Genomic DNA, 17,191 nt, shown 5'->3' with positions numbered 1-17,191 from the left:
CCGCGGCGTTGCCGCTGTCGGGAAGCATCACTCGGTCGCAGACGTCGGAGGAACGATGCCGGCGTCCGCGAGGAGGTCATGGAGATCGCGAGTGAGCGTGACCCGATCCAGCTCGTCAGGTGCGAACCATCGAGCGTCGTCGGCATCGTCACCCGGCACCAGGACGCCCCCGCTGACGGTGCCGGCGAAATCGTGGACTGCATAGACGCGCCCGTCGCCTGCGGGCACGTCGACCGTCCACAACCGGCGGCCGATCTCGACCCGCAGTCCCGTCTCCTCGAACGTCTCTCGCTTCGCCGCCTCGGCCGCGGACTCCCCCGGTTCGACAGACCCGCCGGGAACCGACCACCGGCCCTTCTCCGGCTCCGTCCCGCGCCGGACGAGCAGAATCCGACCGCGGTCGTCAAGGATGACCGCGCCGGCGGCGAGTACCCGCTCCATGGCCCCACGGTATGCCGACGCGTCTGGACCGACCAAGGCTCAAGGCCTACCATCAGCCGATGAACCTCGATGACGTGGCTGCGTTCGCCGGCTCGCTGGACGGGTGCCGCCGACGTCGTGCCGCCGGACGTGTCGGGTGGTACGTCGATGGGCTGCTCGTCGTGCGGCCCGACGAGCCGGGCACCATCCTGATCCGCGTCGACAGAGCGCAGCGTGACGCGCTCCTCACGGCGAACCCGGACACGTTCGGCGTGCCGCCGCACTGGGAAACCCACGAAAAGGTGCAGGCCAGCCTCGACGGCGACGCGGACGCCATCCGATCTGCCATCCGCCTGAGCTGGGACAGGCAGCGTCGAGCCCGCGCACGGCCGTAATCAGTCCGGAGGCTCCGCGGCTCGCTCCGGCGGCATGGTCGACCAGGGCTCTCGCGAGTGCGCGATCGAAGCCATGGGAGCCGCTGCCGACGCGGATGACCTCGACACCGTGCACGCGATCTGGACCGACGGATTCTCCGATCTCCGTCCGGCGCCCGATGGTCTCCTGCCCTACCGCGAGCGCGAACTCACTCGCCTCCGAGGTCGAACCGCATGTGCGGCAGCATCCGTCCCGGGATCGAGCCGCTCGGTGCCGTGCCGATCGTGACGGCGCCGTGCTTCGCGTAGAAACCCTCAGCACCCGGATCGGCGTCGAGTTCGAGGCTGCGGAATCCGTCCGCCCGAACGATGCGCAGCGCCCGGAGCAGAAGCGCGCGACCGACGCCCTTGCCGATCCATTGCGGGTCGACGAACAACGCGTCCAGCACGCCCGTCGGAACCGTGCCCGAAACGGAGAAGAAGCCCGCGATCGTTCCGTCCATGTCCGCGACGGTCACCGAACCCGCGGCGCACTCCTCCGGTGTGACGGTGAGCTCGTCCCGACACGCCTCCAGGAACGCGGCCGAATAGCCCCAGTGACCCTTCGAGCGCAGCGCGAGCGCGGAGATCTCACCCGCCTCGTCGGGCCGCGCGGTCCGCATCAGGGGTGCGTGATTCGATTCCGTCACGATGGTGCACGGATCCCGCCGGGACGTGGCGGGTTCGGCGTCCAGAGGCCGAAGGAAACGCCGGCCGCGTCTCGGTACACACCGAACCACCGATCATCGCCGCCGAGGCTGATGCGCCCTCGCTCGATGGTGCCGCCCAGCGCGACAACACGATCCAACTCCGCCTCGAGGTCATCAACCGCCGTGTAGAGGCGCGGCCCGGGCGACGGGGCGGGCGCGGCCGACGCCGCCCGCTGGAGCCCGCCGATGTCCGCACCGGCGGAGCGCATCTCCCAGTAGTCGGCGCCCAGCCCCGTGTCGGCGAACGCGGGCACGAACGACCACCCGGACAGCTCCGCATGGAACCGCATGAACTCCTCCGGACGAGCCGTCTCCACTTCCCACCAGACGATGCCCTGCATGCGAGGAGCCTACGGCGAACGGGCGCCCGTCAGGCGTCTTGACGAAAGCGACCCGGCGCAGCCGTGGGCGCGTCACTGCCTCGACGCGTCCAGACCATACCCACACCGACGAGGAGGGCGGCGGCGACCACGAGGCCGATCCCGCCCCACCGGAGCCCCGCAGTGAAATCGGCGGCCTGTGCCGCGGTCCACGCGCCCGCGGCCAGTCGTCCCGTGAACATCGTGGCCAGAATGGTCCCGCTGAGCGCGACGCCGGTGGCCGTCGCCACTTCCCCGGCGGTATCCGCGAGCGCGGCCCCGAGTGTGGTCCGATCGGCCGGGACGCCCTTCATGACGTTGTTCCCGGCCACCACCCCGATGAGCCGCATCCCACCGGCGACGAGCGCGAGGGCGATCGCGACCCAGACGTAACCGGCTCCGCCGAGGAACGCATAGACGGCAAGGCCCGCGACGACTGCGAGCGCGCTGAACACGGCGGCACGCCCGATCCCCCAACGGCGCACCACGACCCCGATGACCGCTCCCCCGGCGATCAGGACGACGACCTGGGGCAGCATGCCGATCGCGGCCTGTGCCGGCGTCCACCCCCACGCGAGCTGCAACTGCAGCGTCACCAGATATCCCAGTCCGGCGACGGCGAGATTGGCCGCGGCCTTGAACGCGAGGCCGCTCGCGACGAGGGGCCGGGCGATCAGGGCGAGATCCAGGATCGGATGCAGGAACCGACGCTCACGAGCCACGAAGGCCACGCCCAGCAGGACCGCCGCGGCGACGCCGGCCCACGGGGCCCACGAGCCGGCGCCCACGTCGACGAACAACGTCGGTGCGAGCAGCGCCGCGAGGATCGCTCCCGTGCCGAGCAGTGCACCCCATCCGTCCACGGGACCGCGATGGAGCTCGTCCGGACGATCGGCGGGCACTCCGGCGCGGATCGCCAGCCACGCGATCGCCGCCACCGGCACGTTGACGAGCAGCAACGTCTGCCACGGCATCGAGCCCAGGGCGAGTCCGCCGGCGAGCGGTCCGATCGCGAGGCCGACCAAACCGACCGTGGAGATGATGGTCATCGCCCGGAGGCGCTGGGCCTCCTCGTCGAACAGTCGGAACGCCAGTGCGAGCGTTCCCGGTGCCGTCATCGCGGCGGCGACGCCCATGACCGCCCGCACGGCGATGAGCTCGCCGACCGTCGTCACGAGCGCGGTGGCGAGACTCGCCACGCCCAGCAGGACCAGGCCGAGGAGCATGATCCGACGGCGCCCGATCCGGTCTGCGAGGGTACCGAAAATGAGCATCAGGCCACCGAAGACGACCGCATAGGCAGCCGTCACCCACTGCACCGCGGTGGTCGTCGCGTTCAGATCTCGCCCGATCGTGGGCAGCGCCACATTCAGGATCGAGTTGTCGAGCATCTCGAAGAGGAACACGAGCGACAAGCCGGTCAGCGCGAGCCAGGACTCACGCATGGTGCGGGGACGTGACGGGCGGGAAAGCACGGTGCACTCCTTCTGATGAAGAAGTGACGGCCCGTTCGAGCCGTGTATGCGCGTCCCCCGATGCGGACAGGACGTTTCTACCTCTGCTGCCTCGCAGGTTACCACTTGGACGGCGGGAGGTGCGACCGGCGGCGCGCAGGTGCGTGCAGTCCCGGGGGTGTCAGCTCGTCGCCGCGCGCCCCTGGCGCCAGTACCCCGAGAAGTCCGCGTGTCGCTTGGGCACGCCCCGGTCGTTGACGAGGTGACGACGCGCTCCGGTCGCCAGGGCGGACTCCCCGATGGTGTGCGCGTGGACGTCACCGTCCGGCAGCGTCGCCGCAGTCAGCGCACGCAGGGCGAGCTCACCCGGCCGGCCGGCCGCGTCGGCCGACTCATCCCGCGCGACCCAGGTGATCTCCATCCCGGACGGAGCGGGGAAGTCCTGACGGTCACCGGCAGTCGGGATCTCGATGATCGCGACCCCGCGCGTCTGGGCCGGGAGCGAGCGGCAGATCCCCGCGATAGCCGGCAGCGCCGTCTCGTCGCCGACGAGCAGCGTCCAGTCATGCGGGTGGTCGGGGGTGTAGGCGGCACCCTGATCGAGGAATCCGACCCGGTCGCCCGGCTGCGCCTCGAGCGCGAACCGCGCGGCGGGCCCGGTGTTGCCGTCGCGGTCGGCGTGGATGACGAAGTCGATGTCCACTTCACCGACCTCGGGGCGCGCGTCCCGCACCGTGTACGCGCGCACCCACGGGCGGCGCGTCTTGGGCGTCGCGAGGTACTGCAGGTACCAGCCGATCTCCGTCGTGTGCGTCGGCAGCGCCAGCACGTCCTGCCCCTCCCGCGTGAAGAAGAGCCGGCACCAGTGGTCATCCCCGCGCACCTCGAGGCTCTCCAGCCCACCGAGCGTCACCCGGACGAAGTTGGCGCTCAGCCGCTCGGTGCGAACGACGTGCGCCATCAGGAACTGGCGCTCGGCCGGAGTGTTCTTCTTCCTACCCATGCCGGTAAGGGTAGCCTAACCATGTCTCTGAGCGAAGGGGAACTTCGCAACCCAGCGAATCGAGGTCAGTCCTCGTCCGGCTCGCGCAGATGATCCGTGAGAGTGCGAACCGCAGCCGTGAGCGCGATCATTCCGGCGGGGTCGAGTCCGGAGTTGCGCAGGAGTTCGTCGTTGAGGTGCGTCGTACCCGAGCGAAGCGCGAGCCCCCGGGGCGTCAGATCCACGAGCACGCGACGTTCGTCCTTGACCGAACGCTGGCGCGTGACGAGCCCCGCCGCCTCGAGACGCTTCACAGCCGGGGTGACCGTGCTGGCCTCGAGGACCAGCCGTCGTCCGATGGCGCCGACCGCCAGGGGTCCGTTCTCCCACAGCGTGCAGAGCACGAGGTACTGGGTGTAGGTGATGCCGAGTTCGTCGAGGAACGGCCGGTAGAGACGCTGCACCGCGAGCGATGCGGAGTAGAGGGAGAAGCAGAGCTGCTGATCAAGGGGAATGGGCGTCGATGCGTGGGGCATGGGTCCTCGGATGCGATGGGGTGCGTCCGTCCAGTATCCGCCCGTGACCACCCTGTTCGCCGATTCACTCGTGGTGTATTCTTTATCGCGCGATTTAATATTGCTCGATAGTTGGAGGAAGTCATGGAAGCAGAGTCGGCCGCGGTGAAGAACGTCGTCCTCGTGCACGGCGCATGGGTGGACGGATCCGGGTGGCGCAACGCCTACGAGGAGCTGGTCCGCCGCGGATACTCGGTCTCGGTCACACAGCACCGATGCGCCGTCCTCGATGACGACGTCGCCGATGTCCACCGCGTACTCGACGCTCAGGACGGACCGACCGTGCTCGTCGGACACTCGTACGGCGGCGTCATAATCTCAGCGGCCGGCAGCCACCCCAACGTCGCATCGCTCGTGTACGTCACCGCCTTCGCGCCCGGCGAGGGTGAGTCGGTCAACGACCTCATCGCCGACCTGCCCGAGGGGACCCCGGTCCCGCCGATCCTCCCGCCGGTCGACGGCATGCTGATGATCGATCACGATGCGTTCCCGACGGCGTTCGCCGCGGACCTCCCGGCGGCGGAATCGGCCTTCATGGCCGACGCCATGCCCGGCTGGGGCGTGCAGGCCGCGAACGCGACCGTCGCCGACCCCGCCTACGCGCACAAGGCCAGCTACTACCTGATCGCGCTCGATGACCAGATGCTCGGTCAGCAGCTGCAGCGCCGGATGGCGGAGCGTGCGGGCATGACGATCGCCGAGAGCCCCGGCAGCCACTCCGTCTACAACTCCCAGCCGGTCGCCGTCGCCGACGTCATCGACCGCGCCGCCGGACGCTGACCCACACAGCCGAGCGCCCGGACTCTCTCAGCCATTGGCCGGAGTCCGGGCGCTTCGTCGTGCCGCACTCCCCCCACCGACGCACCCGGACAATCACCACTCCGCTTGCCGTAAGAACCTCTCTGATCTAGAGTATCTCTATCGGCGAGAGAAAGGGACGATATGTCACGCATGAGCTGGTTCGCCCTCGTGGGCGGCACGATCTTCACCCTGGCTTGGGTGATCCTCGGACTGATGAGCCCGGGTTACACACTGTTCGGCCACCGGATCGAACCGTATTCATGGGTGAGCCAACCCATCAGCGGTCTGGGTCTCGGCGTGACGGGTCCGGCGATGAACGCCGCCTTCATCGTGGGTGGGGCGTTGATCCTGACCACGCACGTCAGCGCGCTGCGCGCCTGGTGGCCGCGCGGCAGTCTCGCGCGGTGGGCGGGCATCCTCCTGGCACTCATGGGTCCCGGAATGATCATCTGCGGCCTGTTCACCCTGGAGTCGATGATGATGCACCTCACCGGATTCCTGCTGGCGATCCCCCTGCCCGCTCTCGGCCTGCTCCTCGCGTGGCGTCCGCTGCACCGCGTATCGACCGCCGTCGCACGCACGTCCCTTCTCACAGGCTGCGCATCGCTGGTGCTGTTCGCCGCCTTCATGGCCACGTTCGACGCGACCGGCGCAGGCGGCAATACGGGATACTCCGGCGCGATTCAACGGGTACTGATCGTCATCACGATGGTGGGCGTGCTCCTCGTCACCACAGCCTTCTCGACACGCTCGGTGCGATCAACTCGGATGGACTCGCGCGCCGCAGTGACTCGCTGAAGCGGGCGGGTAGCCTGATTCCCGAAACGAGGGGGCGAGTTGACGGAGCCGAAGAAGCGTGCCGGACGGCACGAACGCGTCAGCGCTGTGATGCGGGAGTTCATGGCGAACGCCGTCATCTTCCAGGACGCGGCCGCGCGCGCGGGTGGAGTCAACAGCACCGATCTCCAAGCGGTCAGCATCCTCATGAACGAGGGCCCCGCGACCCCCGGCGAACTCGCCGAACGGACGGGACTCACCACCGGCGGAGCGATCACGGCTGTCATCGATCGGCTCGCGCGGGCCGGATACGTCACCCGGGAGCGTGACCCGAACGACCGGCGGAAAGTGATCGTGACGGCGGACGCAGCCGTCGTGAAGGACAGAGTCGGGCCCATCTACGACAGGGTTGAGGAACGCTGGAACGCCTACCTCGACACCCTCACCGAGGACCAACTGGCGTTCGCGATCGAGCTGTTCCGCGCGGCTTCCGAGGTCAATCGAGTGGAGATCGACCGCCTGCGCGGGGTGTGATCAGCGACATCAGTCGACGCTCATGCCGCGTGCCCCTCGTGATGGCCGCACCGGAGATCGCCGCCACCGATCGAGCGCGGCCCGCTCCCGCCGATTTGTCGGCGCATCTCGGCCTGGACACGCCAGCGGCGAGCATGCAATACTTCGCTATATGACGAAGTATGCGGACGGGCTCGACACCGTGGCGTCAGCACTGGCGAGCGCCACGCGACGGCAGATCCTCAGCCGACTCGACGTCGGGGGCGCCACCAGTTCCGAGCTTTCCGAGCTGACCGGAGTCGGACTTCCGACAATCGCCAAGCACGCCGAGATCCTGGCCCACGCCGGTCTCCTCACATCGCACAAGTCGGGCCGCGTGGTCACCCACCACGCCCGGATGTCCGGTCTCGATGAGCTGCAGATCTGGATCGCCACCCGCAAGTCGTTCTGGGACAACCAGTTCGACTCCCTCGAGAAACACCTGGAGAAGCCATGACCGTTCCGATGGATCACCTGGAACTCAGCCGCACCTTCACCGGCAGCGTGGGACGACTGTGGTCGGCCTGGACGACCGAAGACGGTCTTCGTGCCTGGTGGTGGAGCACGTGGCCGGATACCCGCTACTTCGTCGACGGCCGCGTCGGAGGCCGCTATCGCATCGAGGCCGCCGACCACGGCATCGCCGTGCACGGCGAATACCTGACATGGGACCCCTGTGCACGGCTCGACTTCAGCTGGATCTGGTCCGACGACGGGCACGACGGGCCGACCGAGCGAGTGCGCGTCACTTTCGCGCCCGACGGCGACGGCACACGGGTGACCGTGGAGCACACCGGCCCGTGGACGACACCCGAACCCGCAGAGAACTATCGTCAGGGCTGGAACCACGTGCTCGACGCTCTCGACCTGATCGATTCACCGCTCGACACCCACCCCTGACGCGCGCCGAGCGCTCGAACGAGCACCACGTGGGAAACTGGGGTGTGGATGTCCGGCACGCATTGCGCAACAGGGTGGGTGCTCGTGCCGCTGCGGCGATGCACGCACTGAACAGCCGCCACCCGTGGAATCACAATGACGCGTTCCACCCGTGGATCCTGTCCCGGCTGCCGGCAGGGCGCGCCGAAGCGCTCGACGTCGGCTGCGGTCGAGGCGCGCTCGCCGCTCTCCTGGCCGATCGATTCGCCCACGTACACGGGACTGATATCGACGCCGAGATGCGACAGGCGACCGCCGCACGGTGCGCCGGTCTGCCCAACGTCACCGTGGATGCCACTCCCCTCAGCGAGATCCCCCCGGGCAAGGACCTGGTGACCATGGTCGCGGTGCTTCACCACCTCGACCTCCAGGACGCGCTTTCGCACGCGCGCCGTGTCCTCGCACCCGGCGGACGCTTCCTTTGCGTTGGCCTCGCCCGACCGGATTCTGCGATCGACCAGCTCTGGGATGTCGCGTCGATGATCACCAATCCGGTCATCGGTTTCGTCCGACACCCCTGGGTGGCGCAGCCGACCGCCGAAGCCGCGCCGCACCCGGTCAAGGATCCGGAGGACACCTTGGCGACGATCCGCGGCGCCGTGCAGAGAGCGATGCCGGGCGCCCAGGTCCGACGCCAGTTGGGGTTCCGACACACCATCGAGTGGACCAAGCCCGCATCGGGGTGAACCGGCGCCGGGCGATCTGCGGCGGCGGCGCGTTGAACCGGAAGTCCACCGCAGTTCGGCACGTCAGACCATCAACACCAGAGTCCCGCGCTGCCCGCGAATGTCCGGCTCAACCACCAGAGCTGACGCCCAGTGGTCGCGACCAGCCGGATCATTGCGGACTGTTGCGCAGCTCCGCACGCCCATCGTCGGGAAACCCCGCGAGCGTTTGACTCAGGCTGAGCGGGCTGACACCGTGATCGTTCTCCACAGCGGGGTTCGCACCGGCGGCCAGGAGCAGACGGATGACCTCCGTACCCTTGCCGTACGACAGCGTGGCCGTCAACAGGGGCGTGCAGCCGTTCGCATCGCGCGCCTCGATGGGCGCACCGCCATCCATCAGCACTCGCGCCATGTCCGAATCGGCGTAGAAGGCAGCGAGATGGAGCGGCGTGTTGCCGTTGCGCTTCGGCGCGACGCTGGGGTCAGCGCCCTCCCCCAACAGACGTTGCGCCAGCGCGGAGTCGTTCTGCATCACCGCGCGGTAGAGGCCATCGTCCTTCACCCCACCAGTGTCGTACATCCACACCGGCTCATCGTCGTCACCGGGCCGGCGCACGTGCGGCGGCTCACTCGAGGCCCCCGAGGCAGTCCGACAGCAGGCGGAGCAGTGTGGCGCGATCGCGCTGGCTCATCCGTGCGACCATCCGCTCCTCGACGGCCAAGACCGCGGCTCGCGCAGAAACGAGGTCCCCCACCCCATGTGGTGTGATCAGGTAGGGCTTGGCTCGGCCACCCACCGGCTCGGACGACACCTCGACCCAGCCGTTCCTGCCCATCGTCTTCAGCATCACGTTCACGGACTGCCGCGAGACGAAGGACGATCGTGCCAGCTCAGCGCTGGACTGCGCCCCGCGCAGCTGCAGCACCTCCAGACACGCGTACTGCGACACGGTCATGCCCAGCGGACGAAGCACGTCGTCCATTTCGCTGCGGAGCCGGGCATCCACCTGCTTGAGGACGTACCCGACTTGCTGCCCCAGCTCATCTCGGCCTCACCCGCGGACGGACGCAGCCTGACGCGATCATCTTCTTCACCGAGCCGATCCCGATGGCGCTGCGCACTCCCCCTGCCGGGAACCGACCTCGACGCCGGACCGGCGGGCCTCGGCGTCGCGCTCTGGCTCCGCGTCGATGATGCGCAGGCACTCCATGATCGCCTCCGTGCGGCCGGCGTGCCCGTCCTCACTTCACCGTCCGAAGGGCCATTCGGTCTTCACTTCGCCTTCTCCGACCCTGATGGGTACACCATCACTGTCCACGAGTGACTCGTGATAGCCTCCTGGCTCAACGTCGTGTCCCTCGACCACGCGGTCGTGGGCCTGCGCGAGGGAATCGTGCAAGCCGCTCACGGCAGCCTGCGTCGGCTCTCCCTTCTGTCCCGCGGCGACCGGATCGCGATCTACTCACCCCGAACCACCATGCGCGGCGGAGACCTCGTCCAGTGCTTCACGGCGATCGGCACCATCGCCGATGACGAGTGCTACCAGGTCCGGCTTCGCCCGGACTTCGCACCCTGGCGGCGAGATGTCACGAGGCTGCCCACCCATCAACCACGGTCACTGCACCCTCACTCGGGTCCGGGGGTTCGAAGTGATCGAAATAGGCGGCGGCAGTCACCGCGTCCAAGGCGAAATCGTCACCCGATGCACGACCGCGAGCCGCCACCCGTTCCAAGCACGTCGCCCGGTCAGTCGCAAGGTAGATCGTCTCCGGAGCCACGCCGAGCGACTCCGCGACGCGTCGCCATTCCGCGCGCATGGCTCGCGACCAGAAGGAGAAGTCCAGGACGACATCACGACCGTCGCTGATGAGGTCCACCAGCCGGCGGCGAAGCTCGACCTCGATGTCCCGGTGCACATCCTCCGCCAGAGGCATGTGCCGGATCCCCCTGGCCCAGGCTTCTTGATCGAACGAGAGGCGAACGAAGCCCCCCTCTTCCATGACGCGAGCAACGGTCGACTTCCCCGAACCCGCCGGCCCGCACATGAAGACGACCCGTGCCATGTCCTGACCCTATTCGAACCGCACGGAGCGAATCAGACGTTGAAGCGGAACTCCACCACGTCGCCGTCCTGCATCACGTAGTCTTTGCCCTCGAGGCGGGCTTTGCCCTTCGAACGGGCTTCGACGACGGAGCCGGTGGCGACGAGGTCCTCGAAGGAGATGACCTCGGCCTTGATGAAGCCCTTCTCGAAGTCGGTGTGAATCACGCCGGCGGCCTGCGGGGCCTTCGCGCCCTGCGGGATCGTCCAGGCGCGCGACTCCTTCGGGCCCGCCGTCAGGTAGGTCTGCAGGCCGAGGGTGTCGAAACCGATGCGGGCGAGCTGGTCCAGGCCCGACTCGGTCTGGCCGGTCGCCTCCAGCAGCTCCTGCGCGTCGGCGGGGTCGAGGTCGATCAGCTCCGACTCGATCTTCGCGTCCAGGAAGACCGCCTTGGACGGCGCGACGAGAGCCTCCAGCTCAGCCTTCTTCGCATCGTCCGTCAGCACGGCCTCGTCCACGTTGAACACGTAGATGTAGGGCTTCGCGGTCATCAGCCCCAGCTCGCGGATCGGCGCGAGGTCGATGCCGGCGGTGGAGAGCAGCTGACCGCGTTCGAGCGCGTCCTTCGCGGCGTTCGCGGCTTCGAGGACGGACCCGTCGATCTTCTTCTGCTTGGTCTCCTTCTCGTAGCGAGGAAGAGCCTTCTCGATCGTCTGCAGGTCGGCGAGCATCAGCTCGGCGTTGATCGTCTCCATGTCGTTGGCCGGGTTCACCGCGCCATCGACGTGCACCACGTCGTCGTCGGTGAAGCCGCGGACGACCTGCGCGATGGCGTCCGCCTCGCGGATGTTCGCGAGGAACTGGTTGCCCATCCCCTCCCCCTCGCTGGCTCCGCGCACGATGCCGGCGATGTCGACGAACGACACCGTCGCGGGCAGGATCCGCTCGGAGCTGAAGATCTCCGCCAGCTTGTCCAGGCGGGAATCTGGCAGGTTCACCACGCCGACGTTCGGCTCGATCGTCGCGAACGGGTAGTTCGCGGCGAGAACGTTGTTGCGCGTCAGCGCGTTGAACAGGGTGGACTTGCCGACGTTGGGCAGTCCGACGATTCCGATAGTGAGGGCCACGGGACACCAGTCTACGTGGGCGGTGGACCCTCTCCACCGCGCGTCAGTCGGCCCGGCGGTAGCGGAACGCGCTGGTGATGTACGGCAGCTCGACGGTCTGCTCGCCGACGGCGCCGATCTCATCGAACAGGACGCCGAGCTCGGCCTCAACGGCGGCACGATCCTCGTCCGAGGCGGTGATCAGGTACGACCGCGAACGAGCCATCGCGAACAGTCCGTCACGAGTGATCGTCCGAGACCAGGACCAGTCGCGCCGCTCGGGCTCGCCGAACGGTGCCGCCACGACGGGACCGCCGTCGGCGATCATGATCTCCGCGTTCGAGTTGTGCATGATCTCGCCCATCCGACCGACCCACGGAACGGACGAGTCGCGGATGTTCCAGATCAGGCCGAGCACGCCACCGGGGGTGAGCACACGCCCGATCTCGGCCGAGCCGGACTCCGGGTCGACCCAGTGCCACGCCTGGCCCAGCACGACCGCGTCGACGGATGCGTCGGGCAGCGGCAGGGCCTCGGCGGTGCCCTCGTGCGTCGGAACGCCCGTCGTCGCCGCGCGCAACGACGCCAGCATGTCCGGATCCGGGTCGATTGCGACCACCTCGGACGCTCCCGCAGCCAGCACCGCGCGCGTCAGCTTTCCGGTGCCGGCGCCGACGTCCGCGACGCGCGGGGACCGATCGGCGACCGGTTCCAGCAACCACGCCACCGCCTCGGCGGGGTACTCCGGGCGTCCGGTCTGGTACGCATCGGCTTCGGCTCCGAAGGAGCGGGACATCTCATCACGGCTGGCCATACGGCGAGCGTATCCGACCGCATCCGGCGCGCCTGCCCGGTGTCCCGCGCCCTCGGCGCGAGGGTGGAGGCGTGCCAGTGGACTTCACAGCGATCGACTTCGAGACGGCGAACGCATCCACAGCCTCCGCGTGCGCGGTCGGTCTCACCCGAGTGCGCGACGGACGGGTGGTCGCGACGGCGGGATGGCTGATCCAGCCCCCTCCGGGACACGACGAGTTCCATCCTCGCAACATTGAGATCCACGGCATCCATCCGGAGGACGTCCGTTCGGCGGCGCCCTGGACTGATCAGCTGGACCGGATCGCCGCGTTCGCCGGTGCCGACGTCCTGGTCGCGCACAACGCCGGGTTCGACATGAGCGTGCTGCGCCGCGCCTGCGCCGCCACCGGGGATCAATGCCCGCCGTACCGCTACCTGTGCAGCGTCCAGGTCGCCCGGCGCGTGTACGAGCTGCCCTCCTACAGCCTGCCGTTCGCCGCCGCCGAAGCCGGCTTCACGGGGTTCGCGCACCACGACGCCGCGGCGGACGCCCTCGCCTGTGCGCACATCATCATCGACGCCGCACGGCGCACCGGCTCCGGCGACCTCGATACCCTGGCCGCCGCGGTCGGCGTCCGCATCGGGGCGATCCCCGCGCCGGAGCTTCTGCACGCCGTCGCGTGAGAATGTCGGTGGCTCGCCGCACACTGTCACCATGGACGCCCTGCTGATCGCCATCGCCTCGATCCTGTGCCTGGCCGCGGGCCTCGCGCTCGGGTGGTTCCTGCGCGCGCGGGTGACGACGGATGACACCGCCCTGCTCGCGCGCCTGGCCGCCAGCGAGGCACGCGCGGCAGAACTGCGCGACCAGGTCGGTCAGCACCGTGCGCTCCTGCAGCAGACGCAGGAGCAGGCTCGCGCCGATCGCGATGTCCAGCGCGAACGCGACCGCCGCGAGGCGTCCGTGCTCACCGCCCTCGGCCCGGTGCAGGAGACGCTGCAGCAGATGCACCGCTCGGTCAGCTCGCTCGAGCGCGACCGCCAGGCGCAGTTCGGCGCCCTCAGCGAGCAGCTGCGGCGCGCGCAGGAGTCCGACGACGAACTGCGCCAGGCGACGCACTCGCTGGCCGGCGCACTGCGCTCGACGACCGCGCGCGGCACCTGGGGCGAAGCGCAGTTGCGCCGTCTCGTCGAGGCCGCCGGCATGACCGCGCACGTCGACTTCGAGCTGCAGGCCACGATCACCGCTCCGGACGGCACCGTCGGTCGCCCCGATCTCCTGGTCCGACTCCCCGGCGGCAAGGCGCTCGCCGTTGACGCGAAGGCCCCGATGGACGCGTTCCTCACGGCGAGCGCGTTGGAGGACGCCGACCAGGCCCCCGCCCTCCGCCAGCATGCCAAGGCCGTCCGCGGCCATGTCGATGCGCTGGCCAAGCGCGCCTACTGGGCCGGGCTCGAGTCCAGCCCCGAGCTGGTGGTGTGCTTCCTTCCGAGCGAGGCCATGCTCTCCGCCGCCCTGGAAGCCGACCCGACCCTCCTCGATCACGCCTTCGCGCAGCGTGTTGCGCTGGCCTCCCCCGTGACTCTGTGGTCGGTGCTGAAGTCGGTCGCTTACACCTGGACCCAGCAGGACGTGACCGCACAGGCGCACGAGTTGTTCCGCCTCGGCAACCAGCTGTACGAACGGCTCGGCACTCTCGCCGGGCATGCCTCGGACCTGCGGTCCTCGCTGGAGAAGACGGTGACGGCGTACAACCGCTTCGCCGGCTCGCTGGAGAGCCGCGTCCTCGTCACGGCGCGTCGGTTCCCCGGCATCGATGCGACCAAGCTCGACGCGGTCGCCGCGCCGGGAGAGGTCGACGTGCCGGCCCGGGGCTTCACCGCTGTCGAGCTGACCACCGAGGCCACCGATGACGAAGCGCCCGCGACCATTCCGGTCACGGGCGCCGACATCGGAGCGCTACGGGCGCGCCTGAACGGTCACTGACCGCCGGGGATGAGGCTCAGGAGCGCCACCACGCTGCCGGAGACGAGGACGAACGCGGAGATCGGCCACCACACGCTCATCTCCCCCGGCTTGTGCCGCACGCGGAAGAGCACGTCCTGACGCCGCGCCGGGTCCGGCTTCGGGGCCGTGACGGCCGGGGTCGTGATGATCGCGTGAGATCCGGTCGCGTTCTTGATGACGGCCTGCGCGCCGGTCATGGGGCGGTCCGCGTTGATGGTCATGCTCGTCCCCTCCTCTCGGCGCTGAGGCCAGTCCCGCCCTCGCACCGTCCTCGATTCTCGCACCCTCTCCTGAACGCACGCGTGGGACACGGTCACGAAACGACGACGTTCCCGGGGAATCCCCGGGAACGTCGTTCTTCGTGAGTCAGCGAGCCCGCCGGATCAGAGCCACTTGGACACGAGATGCTCCGACGAGATCCGCCGCAGGGTGCCGGAGGCGCTGCGCAGCACCACGGACTCGGTGAAGATGTACCCGTCCTCGCGACGGACACCGTCCACGAGCTGGCCGTCGGTGACACCGGTCGCGACGAAGATCGTGTTGTTGCTGGTGACCAGTTCATCCGCCTCGTAGACGTGATCGAACTTCAGCCCGGCATCCAGTCCGCGCTGCCGCTCTTCATCGGTCTGGGGCCAAAGGCGGCCCTGGATGTGTCCACCCAGCGCCTTGATGGCGCACGCGGTGACGATGCCCTCCGGGCTGCCGCCGATGCCGACGCACATATCGGTGCGGGCGTTGTGTCGGGCGGCGTTGATCCCGCCGGCCACATCGCCGTCGCTCATCAGGCGCGTGCCCGCCCCGGCCTCGCGAATCTCCTCGATCAGCTGTTCGTGGCGCGGTCGGTGCAGCACCGAGACGACGATCTCGGAAACCGGCTTGTCCAGGGCCTTCGCCAGCAGGCGGATGTTCTCCCCGATCGGCAGGCGGATGTCGACGACGCCCACGCCGGCCGGACCGGTGACGAGCTTGTCCATGTAGAACACGCTGGACGCGTCCAGCATCGTGCCGCGATCCGAGACGGCGAGCACCGAGAGGGCGTTGTTGCGTCCCGCGGCGGTGAGAGACGTGCCGTCGATGGGATCCACCGCGACGTCGCACTGCGGGCCGCGACCGGAACCGACCGCTTCCCCGTTGAACAGCATCGGCGCGTGGTCCTTCTCACCCTCACCGATCACGATGCGACCGTCGAACGCGACGGTCGCGAGGAACGCCCGCATGGCGTCCACCGCGGCACCGTCGGCCTTCTCCTTCTCCCCCCGTCCGATCCACGGCACGGCGCGGATCGCGGCCGCCTCCGTGGCGCGCACCAGCTCCAGCGCGAGGTTACGGTCGGGGTGGAGGGGACTCATGTCGTCGGTCAGGCTCACCATGGACCCCATCGTGGCAGGACACGGGCGAGGAAACAGCGAAATATCGCCGACACGACGCGAAGGAATCGCGCTTCTTGCCGCGCCGGTCAGGAGCCCTGAGCTTTCGACGGTCCGGCTCGGGAAAGGGGCGAAGCATCGCGATATCGGTAGAGTTGCAACCGACCCTCCTCCCTCTCTCAAAGGAGCATCATGCCCGTTGCAACCCCGGATCAGTACGCCGAGATGTTCGCCCGCGCGAAGGAGGGCGGCTTCGCGTATCCGGCCATCAACGTCTCGAGCTCGCAGACGATCAACGCCGTGCTTCAGGGCCTGACCGAGGCCGGATCGGACGGCATCCTCCAGGTCACCACCGGCGGCGCCGACTACTTCGCCGGCCAGACGGTCAAGGCCCGCGCGACGGGCGCTCTGGCGATGGCCCGCTACGTCACCGAGGTGGCCAAGAACTACCCCGTCACGGTCGCCGTGCACACCGACCACTGCCCGAAGGACGCCCTGGACTCGTTCCTGCTGCCGCTGCTCGCGGCCAGCGAGGAGCAGGTCAAGGCCGGCGGTGAGCCGATCTTCCAGTCGCACATGTGGGACGGCTCGGCGGTTCCGCTGGCGGAGAACCTCGAGATCGCCAAGGAGCTTCTCCCCCGCATGCGCAACATCAACTCGATCCTCGAGGTCGAGATCGGCGTGGTCGGCGGCGAGGAGGACGGCGTCCGGCACGAGGGGTCGAACGACGCGCTGTACACCACGGTCGGCGATGTCACCCAGGCCGTGGAGGCGCTCGGACTCGGCGAGAAGGGCCGCTGGATCGCGGCCCTCACGTTCGGCAACGTCCACGGTGTGTACAAGCCGGGCAACGTCAAGCTGCGCCCGGAGCTGCTGGGCGAGATCCAGGCCGGTATCGCGGAGAAGTTCGGCACCGGTCCGAAGCCGCTCGACCTCGTCTTCCACGGCGGATCCGGTTCGACGGATCAGGAGATCGCCACCGCGGTCGCCAACGGTGTGGTGAAGATGAACATCGACACCGACACGCAGTACGCGTTCACCCGGTCCATCGCCGGCTACATGTTCACCAACTACGACGGTGTGCTGAAGATCGACGGCGAGGTCGGCAACAAGAAGCAGTACGACCCGCGCGCGTGGGGCAAGGTCGCCGAGACCGCCATGGCCGCCCGCGTCGTGGAGGCCACCCGCCAGCTCGGCTCGTTCGGTCACTCGCAGAGCTGAA

Annotated in this window: 24 protein-coding genes; 11 read left to right on the top strand and 13 right to left on the bottom strand. The window is 68.8% G+C overall.

The window, feature by feature from the left end; translation table 11 throughout:
- Positions 1-27: 27 nt before the first annotated feature.
- Positions 28-441, bottom strand: a complete 414-nt coding sequence (locus BN1193_RS06295) for an NUDIX hydrolase (protein ID WP_040164943.1) — start codon at positions 439-441, stop codon at positions 28-30.
- Between the two features lie 59 nt (positions 442-500).
- Here BN1193_RS06295 and BN1193_RS06290 point away from each other — a divergent pair, with 59 nt between their 5' ends.
- The gene (locus tag BN1193_RS06290; RefSeq protein ID WP_040164942.1) at positions 501-815 is read left to right on the top strand and encodes an MmcQ/YjbR family DNA-binding protein; all 315 of its coding nucleotides are present in this window, start codon (positions 501-503) and stop codon (positions 813-815) included.
- A 188-nt stretch (positions 816-1,003) separates the two neighbouring features.
- Here the strand turns inward: BN1193_RS06290 and BN1193_RS06285 are convergent, their stop codons facing one another.
- The 5 genes from BN1193_RS06285 to BN1193_RS06265 all read right to left on the bottom strand — a co-directional run bounded on the left by BN1193_RS06285 (position 1,004) and on the right by BN1193_RS06265 (position 4,874).
- Positions 1,004-1,456: a GNAT family N-acetyltransferase gene (locus tag BN1193_RS06285; RefSeq protein ID WP_040164941.1), complete on the bottom strand. Its 453-nt coding sequence runs from the start codon at positions 1,454-1,456 to the stop codon at positions 1,004-1,006.
- A 23-nt stretch (positions 1,457-1,479) separates the two neighbouring features.
- Entirely contained in the window at positions 1,480-1,884 is a 405-nt protein-coding gene (locus tag BN1193_RS06280; RefSeq protein ID WP_040164939.1) for a VOC family protein, read from the bottom strand.
- A gap of 29 nt (positions 1,885-1,913) precedes the next feature.
- Positions 1,914-3,377: an MFS transporter gene (locus BN1193_RS06275; RefSeq protein WP_326845047.1), complete on the bottom strand. Its 1,464-nt coding sequence runs from the start codon at positions 3,375-3,377 to the stop codon at positions 1,914-1,916.
- A gap of 160 nt (positions 3,378-3,537) precedes the next feature.
- The gene (locus tag BN1193_RS06270) at positions 3,538-4,359 is read right to left on the bottom strand and encodes a siderophore-interacting protein (protein ID WP_040164937.1); all 822 of its coding nucleotides are present in this window, start codon (positions 4,357-4,359) and stop codon (positions 3,538-3,540) included.
- A gap of 65 nt (positions 4,360-4,424) precedes the next feature.
- Positions 4,425-4,874 (bottom strand): MarR family winged helix-turn-helix transcriptional regulator, encoded by a 450-nt coding sequence (locus tag BN1193_RS06265; protein ID WP_040164936.1) that lies wholly within the window; start codon positions 4,872-4,874, stop codon positions 4,425-4,427.
- Positions 4,875-4,997: 123 nt separating this feature from the next.
- Here BN1193_RS06265 and BN1193_RS06260 point away from each other — a divergent pair, with 123 nt between their 5' ends.
- The 6 genes from BN1193_RS06260 (at position 4,998) to BN1193_RS06235 (ending at position 8,668) form a co-directional block, all read left to right on the top strand.
- Entirely contained in the window at positions 4,998-5,693 is a 696-nt protein-coding gene (locus BN1193_RS06260; protein ID WP_040164935.1) for an alpha/beta fold hydrolase, read from the top strand.
- A gap of 171 nt (positions 5,694-5,864) precedes the next feature.
- Positions 5,865-6,512 (top strand): DUF998 domain-containing protein, encoded by a 648-nt coding sequence (locus tag BN1193_RS06255; protein ID WP_195907819.1) that lies wholly within the window; start codon positions 5,865-5,867, stop codon positions 6,510-6,512.
- 39 nt (positions 6,513-6,551) lie between these two features.
- Positions 6,552-7,025: a MarR family winged helix-turn-helix transcriptional regulator gene (locus BN1193_RS06250; protein ID WP_040164932.1), complete on the top strand. Its 474-nt coding sequence runs from the start codon at positions 6,552-6,554 to the stop codon at positions 7,023-7,025.
- Between the two features lie 151 nt (positions 7,026-7,176).
- Positions 7,177-7,500 carry an ArsR/SmtB family transcription factor gene (locus BN1193_RS06245; RefSeq protein WP_052460503.1) on the top strand — a complete coding sequence of 108 codons (324 nt, stop codon included), beginning with the start codon at positions 7,177-7,179 and terminating at the stop codon, positions 7,498-7,500.
- Entirely contained in the window at positions 7,497-7,943 is a 447-nt protein-coding gene (locus BN1193_RS06240; protein ID WP_052460502.1) for an SRPBCC family protein, read from the top strand. The genes BN1193_RS06245 and BN1193_RS06240 overlap by 4 nt, the downstream gene beginning before the upstream one ends.
- A 29-nt stretch (positions 7,944-7,972) precedes the next feature.
- Positions 7,973-8,668 carry a class I SAM-dependent methyltransferase gene (locus tag BN1193_RS06235; protein ID WP_230206431.1) on the top strand — a complete coding sequence of 232 codons (696 nt, stop codon included), beginning with the start codon at positions 7,973-7,975 and terminating at the stop codon, positions 8,666-8,668.
- Positions 8,669-8,819: 151 nt separating this feature from the next.
- Here BN1193_RS06235 and BN1193_RS06230 read toward each other — a convergent pair whose 3' ends face one another.
- Positions 8,820-9,212 carry an ankyrin repeat domain-containing protein gene (locus BN1193_RS06230; RefSeq protein ID WP_195907818.1) on the bottom strand — a complete coding sequence of 131 codons (393 nt, stop codon included), beginning with the start codon at positions 9,210-9,212 and terminating at the stop codon, positions 8,820-8,822.
- 64 nt (positions 9,213-9,276) lie between these two features.
- Positions 9,277-9,633: a MarR family winged helix-turn-helix transcriptional regulator gene (locus BN1193_RS06225; protein WP_141396633.1), complete on the bottom strand. Its 357-nt coding sequence runs from the start codon at positions 9,631-9,633 to the stop codon at positions 9,277-9,279.
- A gap of 45 nt (positions 9,634-9,678) precedes the next feature.
- Between BN1193_RS06225 and BN1193_RS18475 the strand changes: the two genes are divergently transcribed.
- Positions 9,679-9,975 (top strand): VOC family protein, encoded by a 297-nt coding sequence (locus BN1193_RS18475; RefSeq protein ID WP_326845046.1) that lies wholly within the window; start codon positions 9,679-9,681, stop codon positions 9,973-9,975.
- A 262-nt stretch (positions 9,976-10,237) separates the two neighbouring features.
- Here the strand turns inward: BN1193_RS18475 and BN1193_RS06215 are convergent, their stop codons facing one another.
- From BN1193_RS06215 to BN1193_RS06205, 3 genes are read right to left on the bottom strand one after another with little or no spacing between them, the layout of a single operon-like run.
- Positions 10,238-10,696 (bottom strand): AAA family ATPase, encoded by a 459-nt coding sequence (locus BN1193_RS06215; protein ID WP_052460583.1) that lies wholly within the window; start codon positions 10,694-10,696, stop codon positions 10,238-10,240.
- Positions 10,697-10,746: 50 nt separating this feature from the next.
- Entirely contained in the window at positions 10,747-11,820 is a 1,074-nt protein-coding gene (gene ychF, locus BN1193_RS06210) for a redox-regulated ATPase YchF (RefSeq protein WP_040164926.1), read from the bottom strand.
- Positions 11,821-11,863: 43 nt separating this feature from the next.
- Positions 11,864-12,613: a class I SAM-dependent methyltransferase gene (locus BN1193_RS06205; RefSeq protein WP_040164924.1), complete on the bottom strand. Its 750-nt coding sequence runs from the start codon at positions 12,611-12,613 to the stop codon at positions 11,864-11,866.
- Between the two features lie 71 nt (positions 12,614-12,684).
- On the opposite strand from BN1193_RS06205, the gene BN1193_RS06200 reads away from it, so the two are divergent.
- Positions 12,685-13,278 carry an exonuclease domain-containing protein gene (locus BN1193_RS06200; RefSeq protein WP_040164922.1) on the top strand — a complete coding sequence of 198 codons (594 nt, stop codon included), beginning with the start codon at positions 12,685-12,687 and terminating at the stop codon, positions 13,276-13,278.
- 31 nt (positions 13,279-13,309) lie between these two features.
- A complete protein-coding gene (gene rmuC / locus BN1193_RS06195; protein ID WP_040164920.1) occupies positions 13,310-14,581 on the top strand; it encodes a DNA recombination protein RmuC in 1,272 nt (423 codons plus the stop codon).
- Here rmuC and BN1193_RS06190 read toward each other — a convergent pair.
- Both BN1193_RS06190 and glpX read right to left on the bottom strand, forming a co-directional pair.
- Entirely contained in the window at positions 14,575-14,823 is a 249-nt protein-coding gene (locus BN1193_RS06190) for a hypothetical protein (protein ID WP_040164918.1), read from the bottom strand. The genes rmuC and BN1193_RS06190 overlap by 7 nt on opposite strands.
- Before the next feature lie 162 nt (positions 14,824-14,985).
- Positions 14,986-15,972: a class II fructose-bisphosphatase gene (glpX, locus tag BN1193_RS06185; protein WP_040164916.1), complete on the bottom strand. Its 987-nt coding sequence runs from the start codon at positions 15,970-15,972 to the stop codon at positions 14,986-14,988.
- A 189-nt stretch (positions 15,973-16,161) separates the two neighbouring features.
- Between glpX and fbaA the strand changes: the two genes are divergently transcribed.
- Positions 16,162-17,190: a class II fructose-bisphosphate aldolase gene (fbaA, locus tag BN1193_RS06180; RefSeq protein WP_040164914.1), complete on the top strand. Its 1,029-nt coding sequence runs from the start codon at positions 16,162-16,164 to the stop codon at positions 17,188-17,190.
- Position 17,191: the final 1 nt, after the last annotated feature.

This window comes from Microbacterium gorillae (assembly GCF_000826185.2).
Taxonomy (GTDB): domain Bacteria; phylum Actinomycetota; class Actinomycetes; order Actinomycetales; family Microbacteriaceae; genus Microbacterium; species Microbacterium gorillae.
This window is presented reverse-complemented; position numbering and strand designations above follow the sequence as displayed.